The 15,603-nt window shown below is 66.3% G+C and carries 13 protein-coding genes; 6 read left to right on the forward strand and 7 right to left on the reverse strand.

Translation table 11 applies throughout. The annotated features are described in order from the left end of the window. Positions 1-48: 48 nt before the first annotated feature. Complete coding sequence (locus tag E7T10_RS07805) at positions 49-1,248, forward strand: DUF1624 domain-containing protein (RefSeq protein ID WP_137721373.1); 1,200 nt, start codon at positions 49-51, stop codon at positions 1,246-1,248. 72 nt (positions 1,249-1,320) lie between these two features. Next, a complete protein-coding gene (locus E7T10_RS07810; RefSeq protein ID WP_039243756.1) occupies positions 1,321-1,542 on the forward strand; it encodes a DUF3126 family protein in 222 nt (73 codons plus the stop codon). Positions 1,543-1,623: 81 nt separating this feature from the next. Here E7T10_RS07810 and E7T10_RS07815 read toward each other — a convergent pair whose 3' ends face one another. Together E7T10_RS07815 and E7T10_RS07820 are read right to left on the reverse strand one after the other, a co-directional pair. Beyond that, positions 1,624-1,875, reverse strand: a complete 252-nt coding sequence (locus E7T10_RS07815) for a DUF2164 domain-containing protein (RefSeq protein ID WP_137721374.1) — start codon at positions 1,873-1,875, stop codon at positions 1,624-1,626. After that, positions 1,872-3,794, reverse strand: a complete 1,923-nt coding sequence (locus E7T10_RS07820) for an ABC-F family ATP-binding cassette domain-containing protein (protein ID WP_137721375.1) — start codon at positions 3,792-3,794, stop codon at positions 1,872-1,874. Before E7T10_RS07820 ends, E7T10_RS07815 begins: the two co-directional genes overlap by 4 nt. Positions 3,795-3,945: 151 nt before the next feature. Here E7T10_RS07820 and ndk point away from each other — a divergent pair, with 151 nt between their 5' ends. Both ndk and E7T10_RS07830 read left to right on the forward strand, forming a co-directional pair. Further along, entirely contained in the window at positions 3,946-4,365 is a 420-nt protein-coding gene (ndk, locus tag E7T10_RS07825; protein WP_017504672.1) for a nucleoside-diphosphate kinase, read from the forward strand. A gap of 210 nt (positions 4,366-4,575) precedes the next feature. Further along, positions 4,576-4,776 carry a YMGG-like glycine zipper-containing protein gene (locus E7T10_RS07830; RefSeq protein WP_017504673.1) on the forward strand — a complete coding sequence of 67 codons (201 nt, stop codon included), beginning with the start codon at positions 4,576-4,578 and terminating at the stop codon, positions 4,774-4,776. A gap of 91 nt (positions 4,777-4,867) precedes the next feature. Here E7T10_RS07830 and E7T10_RS07835 read toward each other — a convergent pair whose 3' ends face one another. Both E7T10_RS07835 and purN read right to left on the reverse strand, forming a co-directional pair. Next, the gene (locus E7T10_RS07835) at positions 4,868-6,952 is read right to left on the reverse strand and encodes a M13 family metallopeptidase (RefSeq protein ID WP_137721376.1); all 2,085 of its coding nucleotides are present in this window, start codon (positions 6,950-6,952) and stop codon (positions 4,868-4,870) included. A gap of 87 nt (positions 6,953-7,039) precedes the next feature. Beyond that, positions 7,040-7,642: a phosphoribosylglycinamide formyltransferase gene (gene purN / locus E7T10_RS07840; RefSeq protein WP_246845964.1), complete on the reverse strand. Its 603-nt coding sequence runs from the start codon at positions 7,640-7,642 to the stop codon at positions 7,040-7,042. Between the two features lie 142 nt (positions 7,643-7,784). On the opposite strand from purN, the gene E7T10_RS07845 reads away from it, so the two are divergent. After that, positions 7,785-9,395 carry a S10 family peptidase gene (locus E7T10_RS07845; RefSeq protein WP_137721377.1) on the forward strand — a complete coding sequence of 537 codons (1,611 nt, stop codon included), beginning with the start codon at positions 7,785-7,787 and terminating at the stop codon, positions 9,393-9,395. Between the two features lie 22 nt (positions 9,396-9,417). Here E7T10_RS07845 and purM read toward each other — a convergent pair whose 3' ends face one another. After that, entirely contained in the window at positions 9,418-10,455 is a 1,038-nt protein-coding gene (gene purM, locus E7T10_RS07850; protein WP_137721378.1) for a phosphoribosylformylglycinamidine cyclo-ligase, read from the reverse strand. A 79-nt stretch (positions 10,456-10,534) separates the two neighbouring features. On the opposite strand from purM, the gene rnd reads away from it, so the two are divergent. Next, positions 10,535-11,683 carry a ribonuclease D gene (gene rnd, locus E7T10_RS07855; protein ID WP_137721379.1) on the forward strand — a complete coding sequence of 383 codons (1,149 nt, stop codon included), beginning with the start codon at positions 10,535-10,537 and terminating at the stop codon, positions 11,681-11,683. Between the two features lie 196 nt (positions 11,684-11,879). Here rnd and E7T10_RS07860 read toward each other — a convergent pair whose 3' ends face one another. Further along, on the reverse strand, positions 11,880-13,367 hold the full coding sequence (locus E7T10_RS07860; protein WP_137721380.1) for a Ppx/GppA phosphatase family protein: 1,488 nt from the start codon (positions 13,365-13,367) through the stop codon (positions 11,880-11,882). Beyond that, positions 13,367-15,583, reverse strand: coding sequence for an RNA degradosome polyphosphate kinase (locus E7T10_RS07865; RefSeq protein WP_137721381.1), 2,217 nt, complete (start codon positions 15,581-15,583; stop codon positions 13,367-13,369). Before E7T10_RS07865 ends, E7T10_RS07860 begins: the two co-directional genes overlap by 1 nt. Between the last annotated feature and the right edge of the window lie 20 nt (positions 15,584-15,603).

Below are 15,603 nucleotides of genomic sequence, written 5' to 3' on the forward strand. Positions count from 1 at the left end.
AGGCTCCGTTTGAAATGTTATACTGTATCGGCTATCCGCTTCCGCCTGATGATGTCAACCGCTGCAACGCTTGTTCCCGCTTTCGCTTCTTCGACTTCCGCGCCAAGCCGTGCGGTCGGTCGGATCCGATCCATCGACGCCCTGCGCGGGCTGGTCATCCTGCTGATGCTGGTCGATCACGCGCGGGAGTTCTTCTTCATCCACGCCCAGGTCTCGGACCCGATGAATGTGGAGACGACCTCGCCGGCACTGTTCTTCACCCGGCTGTCGGCCCATCTGTGCGCGCCGGTGTTCGTGGCCCTGACGGGATTGGGGGCTTGGCTTTATGGAAACAAGCAGGCGGGCGGCGGGAACGGAGCCGGCGCGGCATCGGCCTTCCTGCTGAAACGCGGTCTGTTTCTGGTCGTGCTGGAGCTGACGGTGGTCAACTTCGCCTGGACCTTCGCGATCACGCCCGAGTTGATCTATCTGCAGGTGATCTGGGCCATCGGCCTGTCGATGATCGCGCTGGCGGCCCTGGTGCATCTGCCACGCCCGGTGCTGATCGCCGTGGGGCTGGTCATCGTGCTGGGGCACAATCTGCTGGACCCGATCACCGTCGCGGCAGGGCAGCCGGGACATGCGATCTGGGCCGTGCTGCATGATCGCGGATTTATAGACTTAGCTTGGGGCGGTCAGGCGAGAACCTCCTATCCGCTTCTGCCGTGGATCGGGGTGGCGGCGCTGGGCTACGCCATTGGGCCGTGGTTCGCAGGCGGGCAGAAGACGCGGCTGAAGCGTCTGGTGCTGACGGGGCTGGGCGCGCTCGCCCTGTTCGTCGTGCTGCGGGCAATCAATGTCTATGGGGATGCGCCGTGGGGCGTGCAGGCGACGCCGATCCAGACGGTGATGAGCGTGCTGAACCTGACGAAATATCCGCCGTCGGCCGACTTTCTGCTGCTGACGCTGGGGATAGGCGCGTTGATCCTGGCGGGGCTGGAAAGAGCGCCGGAGCGGTTGGTCGGCGTGCTGGCGGTCTTTGGCGGAGCGCCGCTGTTCTTCTATCTGATCCACCTCTATGGGCTGCATCTGCTGAACCTGGCGGCCCTGATGCTGTTCGGCGCCAATCAGGGGGAGGGCTTCGGCGTGCCCGGCGTCGGCTGGGTGTGGCTGCTGGCGGCCCTGATCGCCGTGCCTTGCTGGTTCGCCTGCCGGTGGTTCGGCGGGGTCAAGCGGCGCAGTTCGCAATGGTGGATGAAGTACCTCTGAGGCGGGAAAATGCGCGGCGCCGGTTTCCCTGAACGGCCGATGTCTCTAGGGTCCGCCGCCAACGTCCAGACCATGAGGCCCCCCGTGAAAGACACCGACCTGAAGCGCATCGAGGCGCACCTCAAGCGCACCTTCAACACCGGCGGCATCATCGTGAAGGCCCGCCCCAAGCAGAATGACTCGGCCGAGGTCTATGTCGGCGACGAGTTCATCGGCATCGTCTTCGAGGATGAGGACGAGGAAGGCTCGTTCATGTTCGAAATGGCGATCCTGGCCGAAGACCTTCCGGCCTGAAACGCCGACCGATCCAACCGCCCGGCGTGAATGCGCCGGGCGGTTTTCGTTTGGGCCGACCCGTTCAGCGATGCGGGCCGGTCAGCGCGTGGGGTCCGCGCGTTCGAGGCCGTACAGCGCCTCGACGATGTCCTCGGCCTTCTGCTGGACCAGTTGCTGGGCGTCGTGGACGCCGCGATTGTAGAAGGCGCCGCCGATCTCCGTGCCGATGAAGTCCAGCAGCATCTCGGCCGGAAGCTGGCCGAGTTCCTGATCCAGTTCTCGGGCGAAGTAGTCGCGCAGTTTGGCGGTGATCGCCGCGCGTTCTTCCTTGGAGAATTCGATCGGCTTCATGCGACTTCGGCGAGTGCTTCTTCGGCGGCGACCCAGGCGGCTTCGGCGGCGGCCAGATCGGCCTCGGTCTTGGCGCGGGCGCGGGTCAGGCCTTCCAGGGCCTTGGGATTGCTGACCGAGGCGGTGGCCATGTCGTCGTCGATGCGGGCGATCTCGGCCGTCAGGCGGGTCATGGTCTCCTCGGCCTTCTTGACCGCGTGGCGCAGGGTCGAGGGCGAAGGGCCGGATCGCTTCTTGTTGCCCCTATCGTTCGCGCCCCCGCCTTTTGAAGAATTGGCGCTCTCTGCTTGAGGGGCGCCTGAGTTCGCCTTGGCCTCTTCCTTCTTGATCTGGCTGGGCTTGGCGATGGCCTGTTTGGCGCGGTCCAGGACGAACTTAGCGTAGTCGTCCATATCGCCGTCGAACGGCTTGACCGTGCCGTCGGCGGCCAGCCACAGGCGATCCGCCACCATCTCCATCAGCGAGCGGTCGTGGGTGATCAGGATGACGGCGCCGTTGTAGTCGTTCAGCGCGTCCAGCAGGGCGCGACGGCTGTCGATGTCCAGGTGGTTGGTCGGTTCGTCCAGGATCAGGACGTGGGGCGCATCCATCGCCACCATGTTCAGCAGCAGGCGGGCGCGTTCGCCGCCCGACAGGCTGTCGACGGTGGTCTCCTGCTTCTCATAACCCAGGCCGAACTGGGCCAGTTTGGAGCGGCGGGCGCTTTCGGGCGCGTCCGGCATGGCGCGGCGGATGATTTCCAGCGGCGTGTCCGTCGGGTCCATGGCCTCGATCTGATGCTGGTGGAACCAGCCGACGCGCATCTTCCTGTCGCGGTGAAGCTCGCCCTCGGACACGTCCAGAGCGCCGGCGATCATCTTGGCGAAGGTGGACTTGCCCGCGCCGTTGACGCCCAGCAGGCCGATGCGGTCGTCCAGGTCCATGCGCAGGTTCAGATTGCGCAGGATCGGCTTGCCCGGCTCATAGCCGACATTGGCACGCTCCAGCCGGATCAACGGCGGGGCCAGCGGGCGCGGCGGCGAGGGCAGGGTGAAGGGGGCGACGCGCTCCTCGATCGTGGTGGCGACGGGCTGCATCTTCTCCAGCCGCTTCATGCGCGACTGGGCCTGGGCGGCCTTGGACGCCTTGGCCTTGAAGCGATCGACGAAGGCCTGAAGGTGGGCGCGTTCGGCGTCCTGCTTGGCCTTGGCCGACAGCTGCAGCCGGGCCTTTTCGGCGCGCGCCTTTTCGAAGGCGTCGTAGTTGCCGGTGTAGAGGGTCAGGGTGTGGTTCGCGAGGTGCAGGATGTGGGTGCAGACCTCGTTCAGCATCTCGCGGTCGTGGGAGATGATCAGGGCGGTGTGCGGGTATTTCTTCAGCCGCGCCTCCAGCCACAGGGCGCCTTCCAGGTCGAGGTAGTTGGTCGGTTCGTCCAGCAGCAGCATGTCCGGCTCGGCGAACAGGGCGGCGGCCAGGGCGACGCGCATCCGCCAGCCGCCCGAGAACTCCGACATCGGCCGGGTTTGGTTCTCCTGGTCGAAGCCCAGGCCGACCAGGATTTCGGCGGCGCGCGCAGGCGCGGCGTCGGCGTCGATCTCGATCAGGCGCGACCAGATCTCGCCCATCTCTTCCGGTTCCGCGGTTTCGAGCCGGCCCAGCAGGGTGTGGCGTTCGACGTCGGCCTCAAGGATGGTGTCGATGACGCTGACGGGGGTCGCCGGATGCTCCTGATCGACCGATCCGATGCGGGCAGTCTTGGGCAGGCTGATCTCGTCGCCGGCGGCGTGAAGCTCGCCCAGGATCAGCTTGAACAGGGTCGACTTGCCGATCCCGTTGCGGCCGACCAGACCGACCTTGGAGCCGGGCGGCAGGCTGACGGAGGCGTCCACGAGAAACTTGCGGCCCCAGGCGTTGAAGGTCAGGTCGGTGATCTGAAGCATTGCGGCGAAGGTTCTTCGGTTGGTCGGCGTCCCTCAATCGGCAGGTCGCCATGCGGCGGGCGTCAGGGATGCAAAAAGGGACGGTTGGAAACGCGGGAGGTGGTCGCTATAAGCCCGCGACACTCAATCTCCCAACAAGAAGTCAATTCCCATGACCGAACGTACCTTCTCGATCATCAAGCCCGACGCCACGCGCCGCAACCTGACCGGCGCGATCAACGCCGTGATCGAAGGCGCCGGCCTGCGCATCGTGGCCCAGCGCCGCGTCAAGCTGACGACCGAGCAAGCCAAGAAATTTTACGAAGTGCACGCCGAACGTCCGTTCTACGGCGAGCTGGTCGAGCAGATGACGGCCGAGCCGGTCGTCGTTCAGGTGCTGGAAGGCGACAACGCCGTCGCCGCCTATCGCGAAGTCATGGGCGCCACCAACCCGGAACAGGCCGCCGAAGGCACCATCCGCAAGCAGTTCGCCCTGTCGATCGGTGAAAACTCGGTCCACGGTTCGGACAGCCAGGACAACGCCAAGATCGAGATCGCGCAGTTCTTCACCGACGACCAGATCGTCGGCTAAGCGCTCAAGTCGCGAGGGACCGCGTCCCGAGCGTGCGCGAGAACAAGGCGCTCAAGTCGCGAGGGACCGCGTCCCGAGCGTAGCGCCGAAACAAAGCGATGCGAGAGCGAACCCTCTCGCATAGCGTGACTATATAGGCCCGCGCCCGGAACCGGACGCGGGCCTTGTCGTTTGGTGGTCATTATCTCGTTCGTCTCCCGGAGAAGACCCATGAAGACCATGATCAAACTGGCCCCCGTCATCGGCGTCGTGGCCCTGCTGGCCGCCTGCGGCCAAACGATGGAACAACGCGCCGCCACCGGCGCCCTTGGCGGCGCCGTCGCCGGCCAGGTCATCGGCGGCAACACGGGTTCGACCGTGGCCGGCGCCGCAATCGGCGCCGTCGCCGGCGCGGCGACCAAGCCCCGCTAAATCCGTCTAGGTCTTTCGGGCGAAAGCCCGGATGACAAAAAGGCCCGGAGCATTCGCTCCGGGCCTTTTCTACGTCTGACGTCCGGCGCCCTTACCAGATGCGTGCGCGGGCCTCGGGCGCGATATATTCCTTCTGGTCCGGGGAGACGCCGAAGGCCGCGTACCAGGCGTCGATGTTGCGCGGCGAGGTCGCGGCGCGCACCGAACCGGGCGAGTGCGGGTCGGTAGTCAGCTGCTCCTTCAGCGCCGCCTCGCGCGACTTCTCGCGCCAGACCTGCGCCCAGCCCAGGAAGACGCGCTGATCGCCCGTCAGCCCGTCAATGACCGGCGCCGGCTGGCCGTTCAGAGACTTGTGATAGGCGTCCAGCGCCAGCAGCAGGCCGCCCAGGTCGGCGATGTTCTCGCCCATCGTCAGGTCGCCGTTGACGTGCACGCCGGGGATCGGCTCCAGCTTGTCGTAGATGTCGCCCAGCACCTTGGCGCGCGCCTCGAAGCGGGCGGCGTCTTCCGGCGTCCACCAGTCGCGCAGCACGCCGTCGCCGTCCGACTTACGGCCCTGATCGTCGAAGCCGTGGGTGATCTCGTGGCCGATGACCGCGCCGATGCCGCCGTAGTTGACGGCCGGGTCCGCGTTCGGATCGAAGAAGGGCGCCTGCAGGATGGCGGCCGGGAAGACGATCTCGTTGCGCGGCGGGTTGTAGTAGGCGTTCACCGTCTGGGGTGTCATGCCCCATTCCAGCGGATCGACCGGTTTGCCGATCTTGCCGCGCTTGTAGGCCCATTCGAAGGCCGAGGAGCGTTCGACGTTGCCGTACAGGTCGTCGGCCTTCAGCTCCAGCCCGTCATACGAGCGCCACTTGTCGGGATAGCCGATCTTCACCCCGAACTTGGACATCTTGTACAGGGCCTGTTCGCGCGTCGGCTCGCTCATCCAGTCCAGGGTCTTCAGCCGCTCGGTCATGGCGTCGCGGATGTTGCCGACCAGGGCCTCCATCTGGGCCTTTGACGAGGCGGGGAAGTGCAGGCGGACGTATTCCTGAGCCAGGACCTCGCCCAACTGACCGTCGACCAGGGCCACGCCCCGGTTCCAGCGGGGACGGTTCTCGGGTTGGCCGCGCAGCGTCTTGCCGCGGAAGTCGAAACGGGCGTCGACGAAGGCCTTGGACAGATAGGGGCTGGCCTGGTCGACGACATTGAACGCCTGCCAGGCCTTCAGCGTCTCGATCGGGGTGTCGGCGAACACCTGGGCGATGGCGGGGATGGCGGTGTTTTCCATCAGCACCAGGGTGTCGACGTCCGACACCTGGGCGCCGGCCAGGAAGCCGGCCCAGTCGAAGCCGGGAGCCAGGGTCGCCAGGTCCGATGCCTTGGCCGGGTTGTACAGCTTGTCGATCTGGCGACGCTCGACCGTCGTCCACTGCTTGTCGGCGACCTTGGTTTCGAAGGCCAGGATGTCGGCGGCGGTCTTGGCCGGATCGGCCCAGCCAATGGCGGTCAGGGTGGTCGTCAGATAGGCCAGATAGGCCTCGCGCTGGGCGGCGAAGTCGGGCTTCAGATAGTAGTCGCGGTCCGGCAGCCCCAGCGATCCCTGACCCAGATAGGCCGAGTTCAGATTGGGGTTCTTCAGATCCTCGAACACGTCGATGCCGAACAGGGAGCCGCCGAAGCCCGAATGGCTCTCGCCCATCAGGCGCGCCATGCCGGCGTGGTCGGTGACCGCCTTGACGGCGGCGAGGTCGGCGGCCAGCGGCGTTGCGCCCAGCTGCTCGATCTTCGCCTCGTCCATGAAGCTGGCGTACAGGGCGCCGACCTTGCGGGCGTTCTCGTTGGCGGGATTGGCGGCGCTGGTCTCGATGATCGACTTCAGCTGGGACTGGGCGTTCTCATACAGGACGTCGAACGGGCCGAAGCGCGACTTGTCGGCCGGAATCTCGGTCGTGCGCAGATAGGTTCCGTTGGCGTATTCGTTGAAGTCGTCGCCGGGCTTCACCGAGGTGTTGCGACCGGCCAGATCGAAGCCCCAGGCGCCGAAGGGGCTGTGGGCCGCGCCGGCCATGCCGTGCGAATGCTGGTCCGAAGCGTTCTGGGCCGAAGCGTCCTGGGCCGAGGCCGCGCCGCCGGTCAGAGCGACGACGATACAGGCCGAACAGGCGGCCATCAGACGAATGCGAGTCATGGATAGAGAAGGTCCCGATTGAGGTCGGGCGCACCATTGCGCCGGTGCGGCGGTCTGTCGCATGACGTTTTTGTAATCTTCGCGCCGCTAAGGGCGGGGCAGGTCTCGGCAGAAGTCAGACAGCACCTGCGGGTAAAGCTGATGCTCCGCCGTCTTGACCCGTTCGGCTAGGGCCTCGGCCGTGTCGCCCTCGACGATCGGCACGCGCGCCTGGCCCAAGATCGGGCCTTCATCCACGCCCTCGGTCACCAGATGGACCGTGCAGCCGGCCTCGGCGTCGCCGGCGGCGATCGCACGGGCGTGGGTGTCCAAGCCGGGATAAAGGGGAAGCAGGCTGGGGTGGATGTTCAGCATGCGCTCACGCCAGCCGCCGACCAGCCAGGGGGTCAGAACACGCATATAGCCGGCCAGCGCAACGATCTCCACGCCGGCGTCGCGCAGGACGGCGTCGACCGCCCGCTCATGCGCCTCGCGATCCTTGCCGAACGGTTTGTGCGCCACGGTCGCCGTCGCCACGCCCTTGGCCGCCGCAATCGCCAGACCGCCCGCGCCCTCGATGTTCGACAGCACCAGCACGACCTCATAGCCGCTGTCCGGCGCCTGACCGGCGTCGATCAGCGCCGCCATGTTGGAGCCCGCCCCCGAGATCAGGACGGCGACGCGGACGGGCGGGGCGGCTTGGGGCGACATGGCGCTTCGCATGACGGCGCGGGCGACGCTTGGCAAGTTTCAAACGCGATCCGCCCTTGTTGTCGGCTGGATTCGGGCGTTAGCGTGTAACGCCGACCGCATGGCGAGGGGTCGTGGGTCGGCGCGTACAGGGGACTATCGCATGAACAGACTGATCTGCTTCGCGGCCATCGCGGCGATGCTGGGCGCGCCCGTGGCGGCGCTGGCCCAGGAAAGCGGGACTAACAGCAGCAGCAACAATGGCGGGGGCGCCGCGATGCGATCCGCAACCGACCGGTTCCGCAACGCCAACGCCGAGGCGATCGAAAAGGATTGGGCGCGCGCACCGGTCGAGGAGACCGAGGTCGCGACGGCCCATTCGGTCAACGCCCACGGCAAGACTCTGCGCTACAAGGCGACGGCGGGCACGCTGACGATCCGCGACGATGCGGGTATGCCGACCGCGAGCTTGTTCTACACCGCCTATACGCTGGACGGTCAGCCCGTCGGAACGCGGCCGGTGACCTATCTCTACAACGGCGGACCAGGCTCGCCGACCGTGTGGCTGCATATGGGCTCGTTTGGGCCGATGCGGGTCCAGACCGATGAGCCGACCGTGGTGCGGCCGGCGCCCTTCGCCTTCGGCCCGAACGACCAGACTCTGCTGGATCAGACGGACCTGGTTTTCATCGACATGGTAGGCGCGGGCTTCTCGCGTCCGTTGGGCGAAACGCCGGGTTCGACCTTCTGGGGCGTGGACGGAGACGCCGACGCCTTCGCCCGCGCCATAATGCGCTACACGACCAAGTTCAGCCGCTGGTCCAGCCCGAAATACATCATTGGCGAATCCTACGGCACGCTGCGCACCGGTGCGGTGGCGTTCCAGCTTGAAGATCGCGGGATGTCGCTGAACGGCGTGGTGCTGCTGTCGTCGATCATGAACTATGGCGTGCGTCAGCCAGGCTATCCGCAGAACTTCGTCACCCTGTTGCCGACCTATGCGGCGACGGCTTGGTATCATCGCAAGCTGGCGAACCCGGCCGCGACGGTCGAGGAACAGGCTCAGCGCGCGCGTGACTTCGCATTGGGGCCGTATGCCTCTGCTCTGGCCAAGGGGCACATGATCTCTGACGCCGAGCGCGCGGACATCGTGCGTCAGATGAGCGAACTGACCGGCCTGTCGACCACCTTCATCGACAACGCGAATATGCGCGTGGACCTCGGCGCCTTCCGCAAGGAACTGCTGCGCGACCGGCGCCAGACGATCGGGCGGCTGGACACCCGCTACATGGGTCTGGACGAGGATGCGGCGGGCGGCGAGCCGGAGGATGATCCGTCCAGCTCGGCCGTGACGGGGGCCTATTTCGGCATCTTCCGCGACTATGTGGCAAACGAACTGAACTACAAGACCGACGTCGAATACCGGATGTCGGCGCGGGGCCTGCCGGGCTTCAACTGGAACTGGAGCCACCGTCCGCCGGTCGGAGGGCCGCAAACCACGCCGAATACGGCCATCGATCTGGCCACGGCGATGCGGCGCAATCCGTATCTGAAGGTCATGTCGCTGAACGGCTATTACGACGCCGCCACGCCCTTCTTCTCGACCGAGTTCGACCTGGCCCAGATGATGCTGGAGCCCAGCCTGCGGCCGAACCTGGAGTTCACCTACTATGAGGGCGGGCACATGATGTACCTGAGCCACGACGCCCTGGTGAAGCTGCACGCCGATCTGTCCCGCTTCTACAGCGAGACGGCGAACGGCGGGGCGCGATAGCCCAAGCCGGGCTGGAGGCGGCCTAGGCCGCTTCCAGTTGTCCGCAGACGAAGGCGACTTCGCCAGCGTTGAGCAGGGCCGCCAGCACCGGCTCAGCGTTCTCGGGCGAGACGATCAGGATGAAGCCGACGCCGCAGTTGAAGGTGCGGCGCATTTCGTGGTCGCTGATGCCGCCGGTTTCGGCCAGCCACTGGAAGACGGCGGGCATGGGCCAGGCGTTCCAGTCGAAGCGGGCCTGCAGGCCCTCGGCGATGCAGCGGGGCGGGTTTTCGATCAGCCCGCCGCCGGTGATATGGGCCGCGCCCTTGACCAGGCCCGCCTTCATGATCGGCAGGACCGGCTTCACATAGATGCGAGTGGGCTCCATCAGCGCCTGGGCCAGCGAGCGGTCTTTGGCGAAGGGGGCGTCGTCGCCCCAGGCCAGACCCGACTTCTCGACCACCTTGCGCACCAGCGAATAGCCGTTCGAGTGCGGCCCCGTGGAGGCCAGGCCGATGATGATGTCGCCGGCCGCCTGGCGATCCAGATAGGGCAGGGCGTGGCCGCGCTCGACGGCGCCCAGGCTGAAGCCGGCCAGATCGTAGTCGCCTTCGGTATACATGCCCGGCATTTCGGCGGTCTCGCCGCCGACGAGGGCGCAGCCGGCCTGGCGGCAGCCCTCGGCGATGCCGGCGACGACGCGGCGGGCGGCGTCGATCTCAAGCCGGCCGGTGGCGTAATAGTCGAGGAACAGCAGGGGCTCGGCGCCCTGGGCCAACAGGTCGTTGACGCACATGGCGACCAGGTCGACGCCGACGCCGTCGTGACGGCCGGTCTCGATGGCGATCTTCAGCTTGGTGCCGACGCCGTCCGTCGTCGTTACGATCAGCGGATCTTCAAAGCCGGCGGCCTTGAGGTCGAACAAGGCGCCGAATCCGCCCAGCGAAGGCTCCGATCCGGGGCGCGCTGTCGATTTGGCCAGCGGCTTGATATGTTCGACCAGCATTTCGCCCGCGTCGATGTCCACGCCCGCATCGGCGTAGGTCAGACCGTTTTCGAGAGGCTTTTGGGTGTCGCTCATGGGATCTCGGGCCTGAATCGGGGCGGAAATGCAGCGCGGCTCTTGCCACAGGTAGGATGCGCGGGGCTATAGCATCGGAATGACGCCGATCACCACCACCGAGGCGCTGGCCGATTTCTGCGCCCGCGTAGCCAACGCTCCTTTCATCACGGTCGATACCGAGTTCATGCGGGAAACGACCTATTGGCCGAAGCTCTGCCTGATTCAGGCGGCCTCGGCCGATCACGCCGCCATCATCGACCCGATGGCGGAGGGGCTGGATCTGGAGCCGTTCCTGGACCTGCTGCGCGACGAGAAGATCGTGAAGGTCTTCCACGCCTGCCGACAGGACGTGGAAATCTTCGTGCGCCTGGGGGGCATGCCCAAGCCGATGTTCGACACCCAGGTCGCCGCCATGGCCGCCGGGTTCGGCGAGCAGGTCGCCTATGATTCGCTGGTGCGGCAGATGCTGCGTATCGAGGTGGACAAGGGCAGCCGCTTCACCGACTGGGCGCGCCGGCCGTTGTCGGAGAACCAGCTGGTCTATGCGCTGGGCGACGTGACCCACCTTGCGGCGCTTTATCCCAAGCTGCGCGACCGGCTGCAGAAGGAAGGCCGGCTGGAGTGGGTGATGTCGGAGATGGAGAGCCTGACCGATCCGGCCCTCTACGACACCAATCCCGAAAACGCCTGGAAGCGGCTGAAGCCCAAGAAGTTCTCGGCCAAATATCTGGCGGCGTTCAAGGCCGTCGCCGTCTGGCGCGAGCGGGCGGCGCAGGAGCGCGACCAGCCGCGCGGCCGCATTCTGAAGGACGAGGGCATCGACGAGATCGCCCAACAGACCCCGACGGATGTCGAGGCCTTCAATCGCCTGCGCTCGGTGCCGAAGGGTTTTGGCGGTTCACGGCTGGGTCTGGAACTGGCCGAGGAGCTGAAACGGGTTCTGGCCGATCCTGAAGCCTTTGCGCCCGAGATGGAGCGCCCCGCCCACCGCCAGCCGGCCCCGCCGTCGGTCGTGAAGCTGTTGAAGGTGCTGCTGAAGGCCAAGAGCGACAACGCCGGCGTGGCCTCCAAGCTGATCGCCACCGTGTCGGACCTGGAAAAGATCGCCATCAGCGACGATGCCGACATCGACGCGATGAAGGGCTGGCGCCGCCAGATCTTCGGCGAGGACGCGCTGAAGCTGAAGCGCGGCGAGATCGCCCTTGTGCTGAACGGCGCGCGGGTGGAAGTCGTCGAGATCGAGTAGGGAGAATGTCTCCTCCCCATGCAATGGGAGGGGGACCGCCCCCGGGGTCTCGCCAAAGGCGAGCCCGAGAACAGGCTGAGCGGTAAGGGGCTCTTGAAGTCCCACAGCCGCCTGCGATGCGGCTTAGAACCCCTCCGTCACGGCGCTGAAGAAGCGCCGCGCCACCTCCCCACCAAGAGGGGAGGAGACTTCGAGCTCAAATCTTCAGCCCCAGGTCCATCGCCTCGGCGAGGGCCTTGGCGCGCTTCTTTGTCTGTTCGCCCAGGAGGACGTCGGCGTAGCCTTCGGTCGCGGTCAGGCGCAGGTCGCCGCCTTTGACCTTGGCGGCGGCGTTGGCCATCAGCTGGGGCGAGCGCCCGGACAGATCGCAGGCCAGACGGATCGCCAGACCGATGGCGCGGGCGCGCTTGGCGGCGGCGGCGTCGAGCAGGCGGTCGATGACCTCGGGCTGAGGCGTGGCGGGCGCGCCGCCGTATCGGGCGTTCATGGCGCTGGCCAAAAAGGCGCGTTCCGTGTGGCTGATGCCGGCGACGGGCGCGCGCAGCACCTGGTCGAAAACAAGCTCCAGCCTGTGATCCGGGTGCAGCCGCGCGCCCAGGTCCGCCAGACGGCAGGCGGCGCTGACCAGCACGGCGTCGCGCTTCTCGCCGAACACCTCGGGCAGGGCGGCGACGATTTCGGAAATCCAGCCGTTGAGCGCGCCGGGCAGGGCGGGTGCCACGCCCTGACGACCGCCCAGGGCGGTGCAGCCGGCCAGAAGCGGATCGGCTGTGCGCGTCGCCTCGTCCAGCGTCTCGAACAGCAGGCCCTCGCGCACGCCCCAGGCCGACATCTCGATCTGTTTGAGACCCAGATGTTTGATCAACGCCTCGAGCACCAGGCCGGCGTAGGGCAGGGTCTCGGCGCGCTTCTTCGACACGCCGGGCAGTTTGGCCAGGCTGGCTGCCGACTGTTGCGCCACCAGACGCGCGGTCTCCAACGCCTCATCGGCCGACATCTGATACTGATGCACAACCTTCAGCGGATAGGATTTCAGGCCCATTTGCACCTGGGCCAGGGTGCGCCAGGCGCCGCCCACGGCGTAGAGACGCTCGCTCTTGAACTGGCCTGCGATCGGTTTCAGGGCCTGATCGATACGGGCCTTGATGCGCTCGGCGTCGAAGGCCTTGCCGTCAGCCAGAGCGAACGGACCCAGCGGCAGGGTCAGACCGTTCTCGACGCCGTCTCCGTTCAGCCGGGTCAGCTCAAGACTGGCGCCGCCCATGTCGGCCGAGACGCCGTGAGCCAGGGGCGCGCCGGCCAAGACGCCCATGGCCGCATATTTGGCCTCTTCCTCACCCGACAGGACGCGGATCTGGAGGCCGGTCTCGGCGGCGACCCGTTCACAGAACTCCGGCCCGTCTAGGGCTTCGCGCACGGCGGCGGTGGCGGCGATCAGGGTCGCGTCAGGCCGCACGCCTTCCAGAACGGCGGCGAAACGGCGCAGCGCCGTCATCGCCATGACCACGCCCTCGGGCGACAGTTTGCGGGTCGTCGGCAGGTCGCGGCCCAGGCCGGCCAGAACCTTCTCATTATAGACGGTCCAGATTGCGCGGCCTTCCAGCCGGTACAGGACCAGGCGAACCGAGTTCGAACCGATGTCGATCGCGGCGATGTCGCGGTCGGTAAGCGCGATGTCGGGCATCAGCGGCCTGGACGCTCGTAGCGCAGGACGGCGGGCAGGCTCTTGGCCTTGCGGCCGCGCCCGGACAGGCTGGGATTGGTCATGAAGTATTTGTGGGCCGAGAAGGGCCGCTCAGGATCGGCGGGGGTGACGCGTGTATAGCGCCCTTCGGCGTCCAGCACCCAGCTTTGTGCATCGTCCTTCAGATTGGCGACCATGATCTGGTCCAGCACCTGATCGTGGACGGTGGCGTTTCGGATCGGCGTCATCAGCTCGACCCGGCGATCCAGGTTGCGCGTCATCCAGTCGGCCGAAGAGATGAAGACCTTGGCCTTGTCGTGCGGCAGGTCCTTGCCGTTGGCGAAGCAGACGATGCGGCTGTGTTCCAGGAAGCGGCCGACGATCGACTTGACCCGGATATTCTCCGACAGACCCGGCACGCCGGGACGCAGGCAGCAGATGCCGCGCACCACCAGATCGATCCGCACGCCCCACTGGCTGGCCCGGTAAAGGGCGTCGATGATTTCGACATCAACCAGGGCGTTCAGCTTGACCCAGATGGCGGCGGGTTTGCCCATGGCGGCGGCCGACATCTCCTTACCGATCAGTTCGATCAGCGTAGCCTTCATGTTCAGCGGCGAGACGACCAAGGCTTCGAGGTGGTCCGGCGTCGCATAGCCGGTGATGTAGTTGAACACCCGCGTCGCATCGCGCCCCAGGTCGGGGTCGCAGGAGAACAGCGACAAGTCGGTGTAAACCTTGGCCGTTACGGGGTGATAGTTGCCGGTGCCGAAGTGGCAGTAGGTGCGCAAGCCCTCTCCCTCGCGCCGGACCACGACACTGACCTTGGCGTGGGTCTTATATTCGACGAAGCCGAAGACGACGTGGACGCCGGCCCGCTCCATCGCTCGCGCCCAGCGCAGATTGGCCTCTTCGTCGAAGCGGGCCTTCAGTTCGACCAGGGCGGTGACGTTCTTGCCGTTCTCGGCCGCCTCGATCAGGGCGGCGACGATGGGGCTGTCTTTCGAGGTGCGATACAGCGTCTGTTTGATTGCGATGACGTTGGGGTCGCGCGCCGCCTGACGCAGAAACTGAACCACCACGTCAAAGCTCTCGAACGGGTGGTGGATCAGCAGATCCTTTTCGCGAATGGCCGCGAAGACGTCGCCGCCATTGTCGCGTACGCGTTCGGGATAGCGCGGCTCATACCCCTTGAACTTCAGGTCCGGATGGCCGCCGGGGATCAGGTCCGACAGCTGGGCCAGACCCAGCATGCCGTCGACCAGAACCACGTCCTGGGGCGCGGCCTCGAGCTCGCTGACAATGAAGTCGCGCAGATCGACAGGCATGGACGCCTCGATCTTGACCCGCACCACCGAGCCCAGGCGACGCTGCTTCAGCGCCTCCTCGAACTCCAGCACCAGGTCCTCGGCCTCTTCCTCGATCTCGATGTCCGAGTCGCGGATCAGGCGCAGGACGCCTTTTTCCTGCACCTCGCAGCCGGGGAACAGGTGATCGATGAACAGCAGCAGCACGTTTTCCAGTGTGATGAACCGCTTGTGCCCCGGCGTGGAGCGGCCGTCGGTCGGCAGTTCCCAGAACCGACGCACCTGGGTCGGCACCGGCACCAGGGCGTAGAAGGTTTTGGTCTCGCCCTTGCGCTTCAGCTTCAGCGCCAGGGAGAAGCCGAGGTTGGGCAGGAAGGGGAAGGGGTGGGCCGGGTCGATGGCGAGCGGCGTCAGGACGGCGAAGAGCTGGTTCAGGAACTCGGGTTCAAGACGCTCGCGCTCGGTCTTGGTGATCTTCTGACGATCGACGATCTCGATGCCGGCGACCGTCAGCTCCTTCTTCAGCTGACGCCAGCGCAGCTGCTGCTCGGCCATCAGCTCGCCAGCGGCGATGTTGATCCGCTCCAGCTGTTCGGCGGGCGTCAGGCCGTCGGCGGACAGGACGCGCAGACGTTCGCGCAACTGACCCTTCAGGCCGGCGACGCGGGTCATGAAGAACTCGTCCAGATTATTGGCCGAGATGGACAGGAACCGCAGCCGCTCCAGCAGCGGGTGATTGGGGTTGGCCGCTTCTTCCAGCACGCGTTCGTTGAACGCCAGCCATGAGGTTTCGCGATTGAAGAACCGGCTGGGCGAGGCCATCAGCTCTTCGCTCAGCGCCAGTTGAGGGGCGCGAGAGGCGGGAACCTCTTCGCCTCGGGTGTCGTCATGGATCGCGGCGTCGGTCATGAACCGGTTCTCGCGCGCGT

The organism is Brevundimonas sp. SGAir0440 (assembly GCF_005484585.1).
Taxonomy (GTDB): domain Bacteria; phylum Pseudomonadota; class Alphaproteobacteria; order Caulobacterales; family Caulobacteraceae; genus Brevundimonas.

Bases quoted from the DNA above. Each gene is read 5' to 3' on its own strand.
- E7T10_RS07835 (WP_137721376.1), bottom strand. From the start codon at position 6,952: ATGACTCGCATTCGTCTGATGGCCGCCTGTTCGGCCTGTATCGTCGTC.
- rnd (WP_137721379.1), top strand. From the start codon at position 10,535: ATGACGCCGATCACCACCACCGAGGCGCTGGCCGATTTCTGCGCCCGC.
- E7T10_RS07810 (WP_039243756.1), top strand. From the start codon at position 1,321: ATGAGGCCCCCCGTGAAAGACACCGACCTGAAGCGCATCGAGGCGCAC.
- E7T10_RS07845 (WP_137721377.1), top strand. From the start codon at position 7,785: ATGAACAGACTGATCTGCTTCGCGGCCATCGCGGCGATGCTGGGCGCG.
- ndk (WP_017504672.1), top strand. From the start codon at position 3,946: ATGACCGAACGTACCTTCTCGATCATCAAGCCCGACGCCACGCGCCGC.
- E7T10_RS07830 (WP_017504673.1), top strand. From the start codon at position 4,576: ATGAAGACCATGATCAAACTGGCCCCCGTCATCGGCGTCGTGGCCCTG.
- E7T10_RS07820 (WP_137721375.1), bottom strand. From the start codon at position 3,794: ATGCTTCAGATCACCGACCTGACCTTCAACGCCTGGGGCCGCAAGTTT.
- purM (WP_137721378.1), bottom strand. From the start codon at position 10,455: ATGAGCGACACCCAAAAGCCTCTCGAAAACGGTCTGACCTACGCCGAT.
- E7T10_RS07815 (WP_137721374.1), bottom strand. From the start codon at position 1,875: ATGAAGCCGATCGAATTCTCCAAGGAAGAACGCGCGGCGATCACCGCC.
- E7T10_RS07865 (WP_137721381.1), bottom strand. From the start codon at position 15,583: ATGACCGACGCCGCGATCCATGACGACACCCGAGGCGAAGAGGTTCCC.
- E7T10_RS07860 (WP_137721380.1), bottom strand. From the start codon at position 13,367: ATGCCCGACATCGCGCTTACCGACCGCGACATCGCCGCGATCGACATC.
- purN (WP_246845964.1), bottom strand. From the start codon at position 7,642: ATGTCGCCCCAAGCCGCCCCGCCCGTCCGCGTCGCCGTCCTGATCTCG.
- E7T10_RS07805 (WP_137721373.1), top strand. From the start codon at position 49: ATGATGTCAACCGCTGCAACGCTTGTTCCCGCTTTCGCTTCTTCGACT.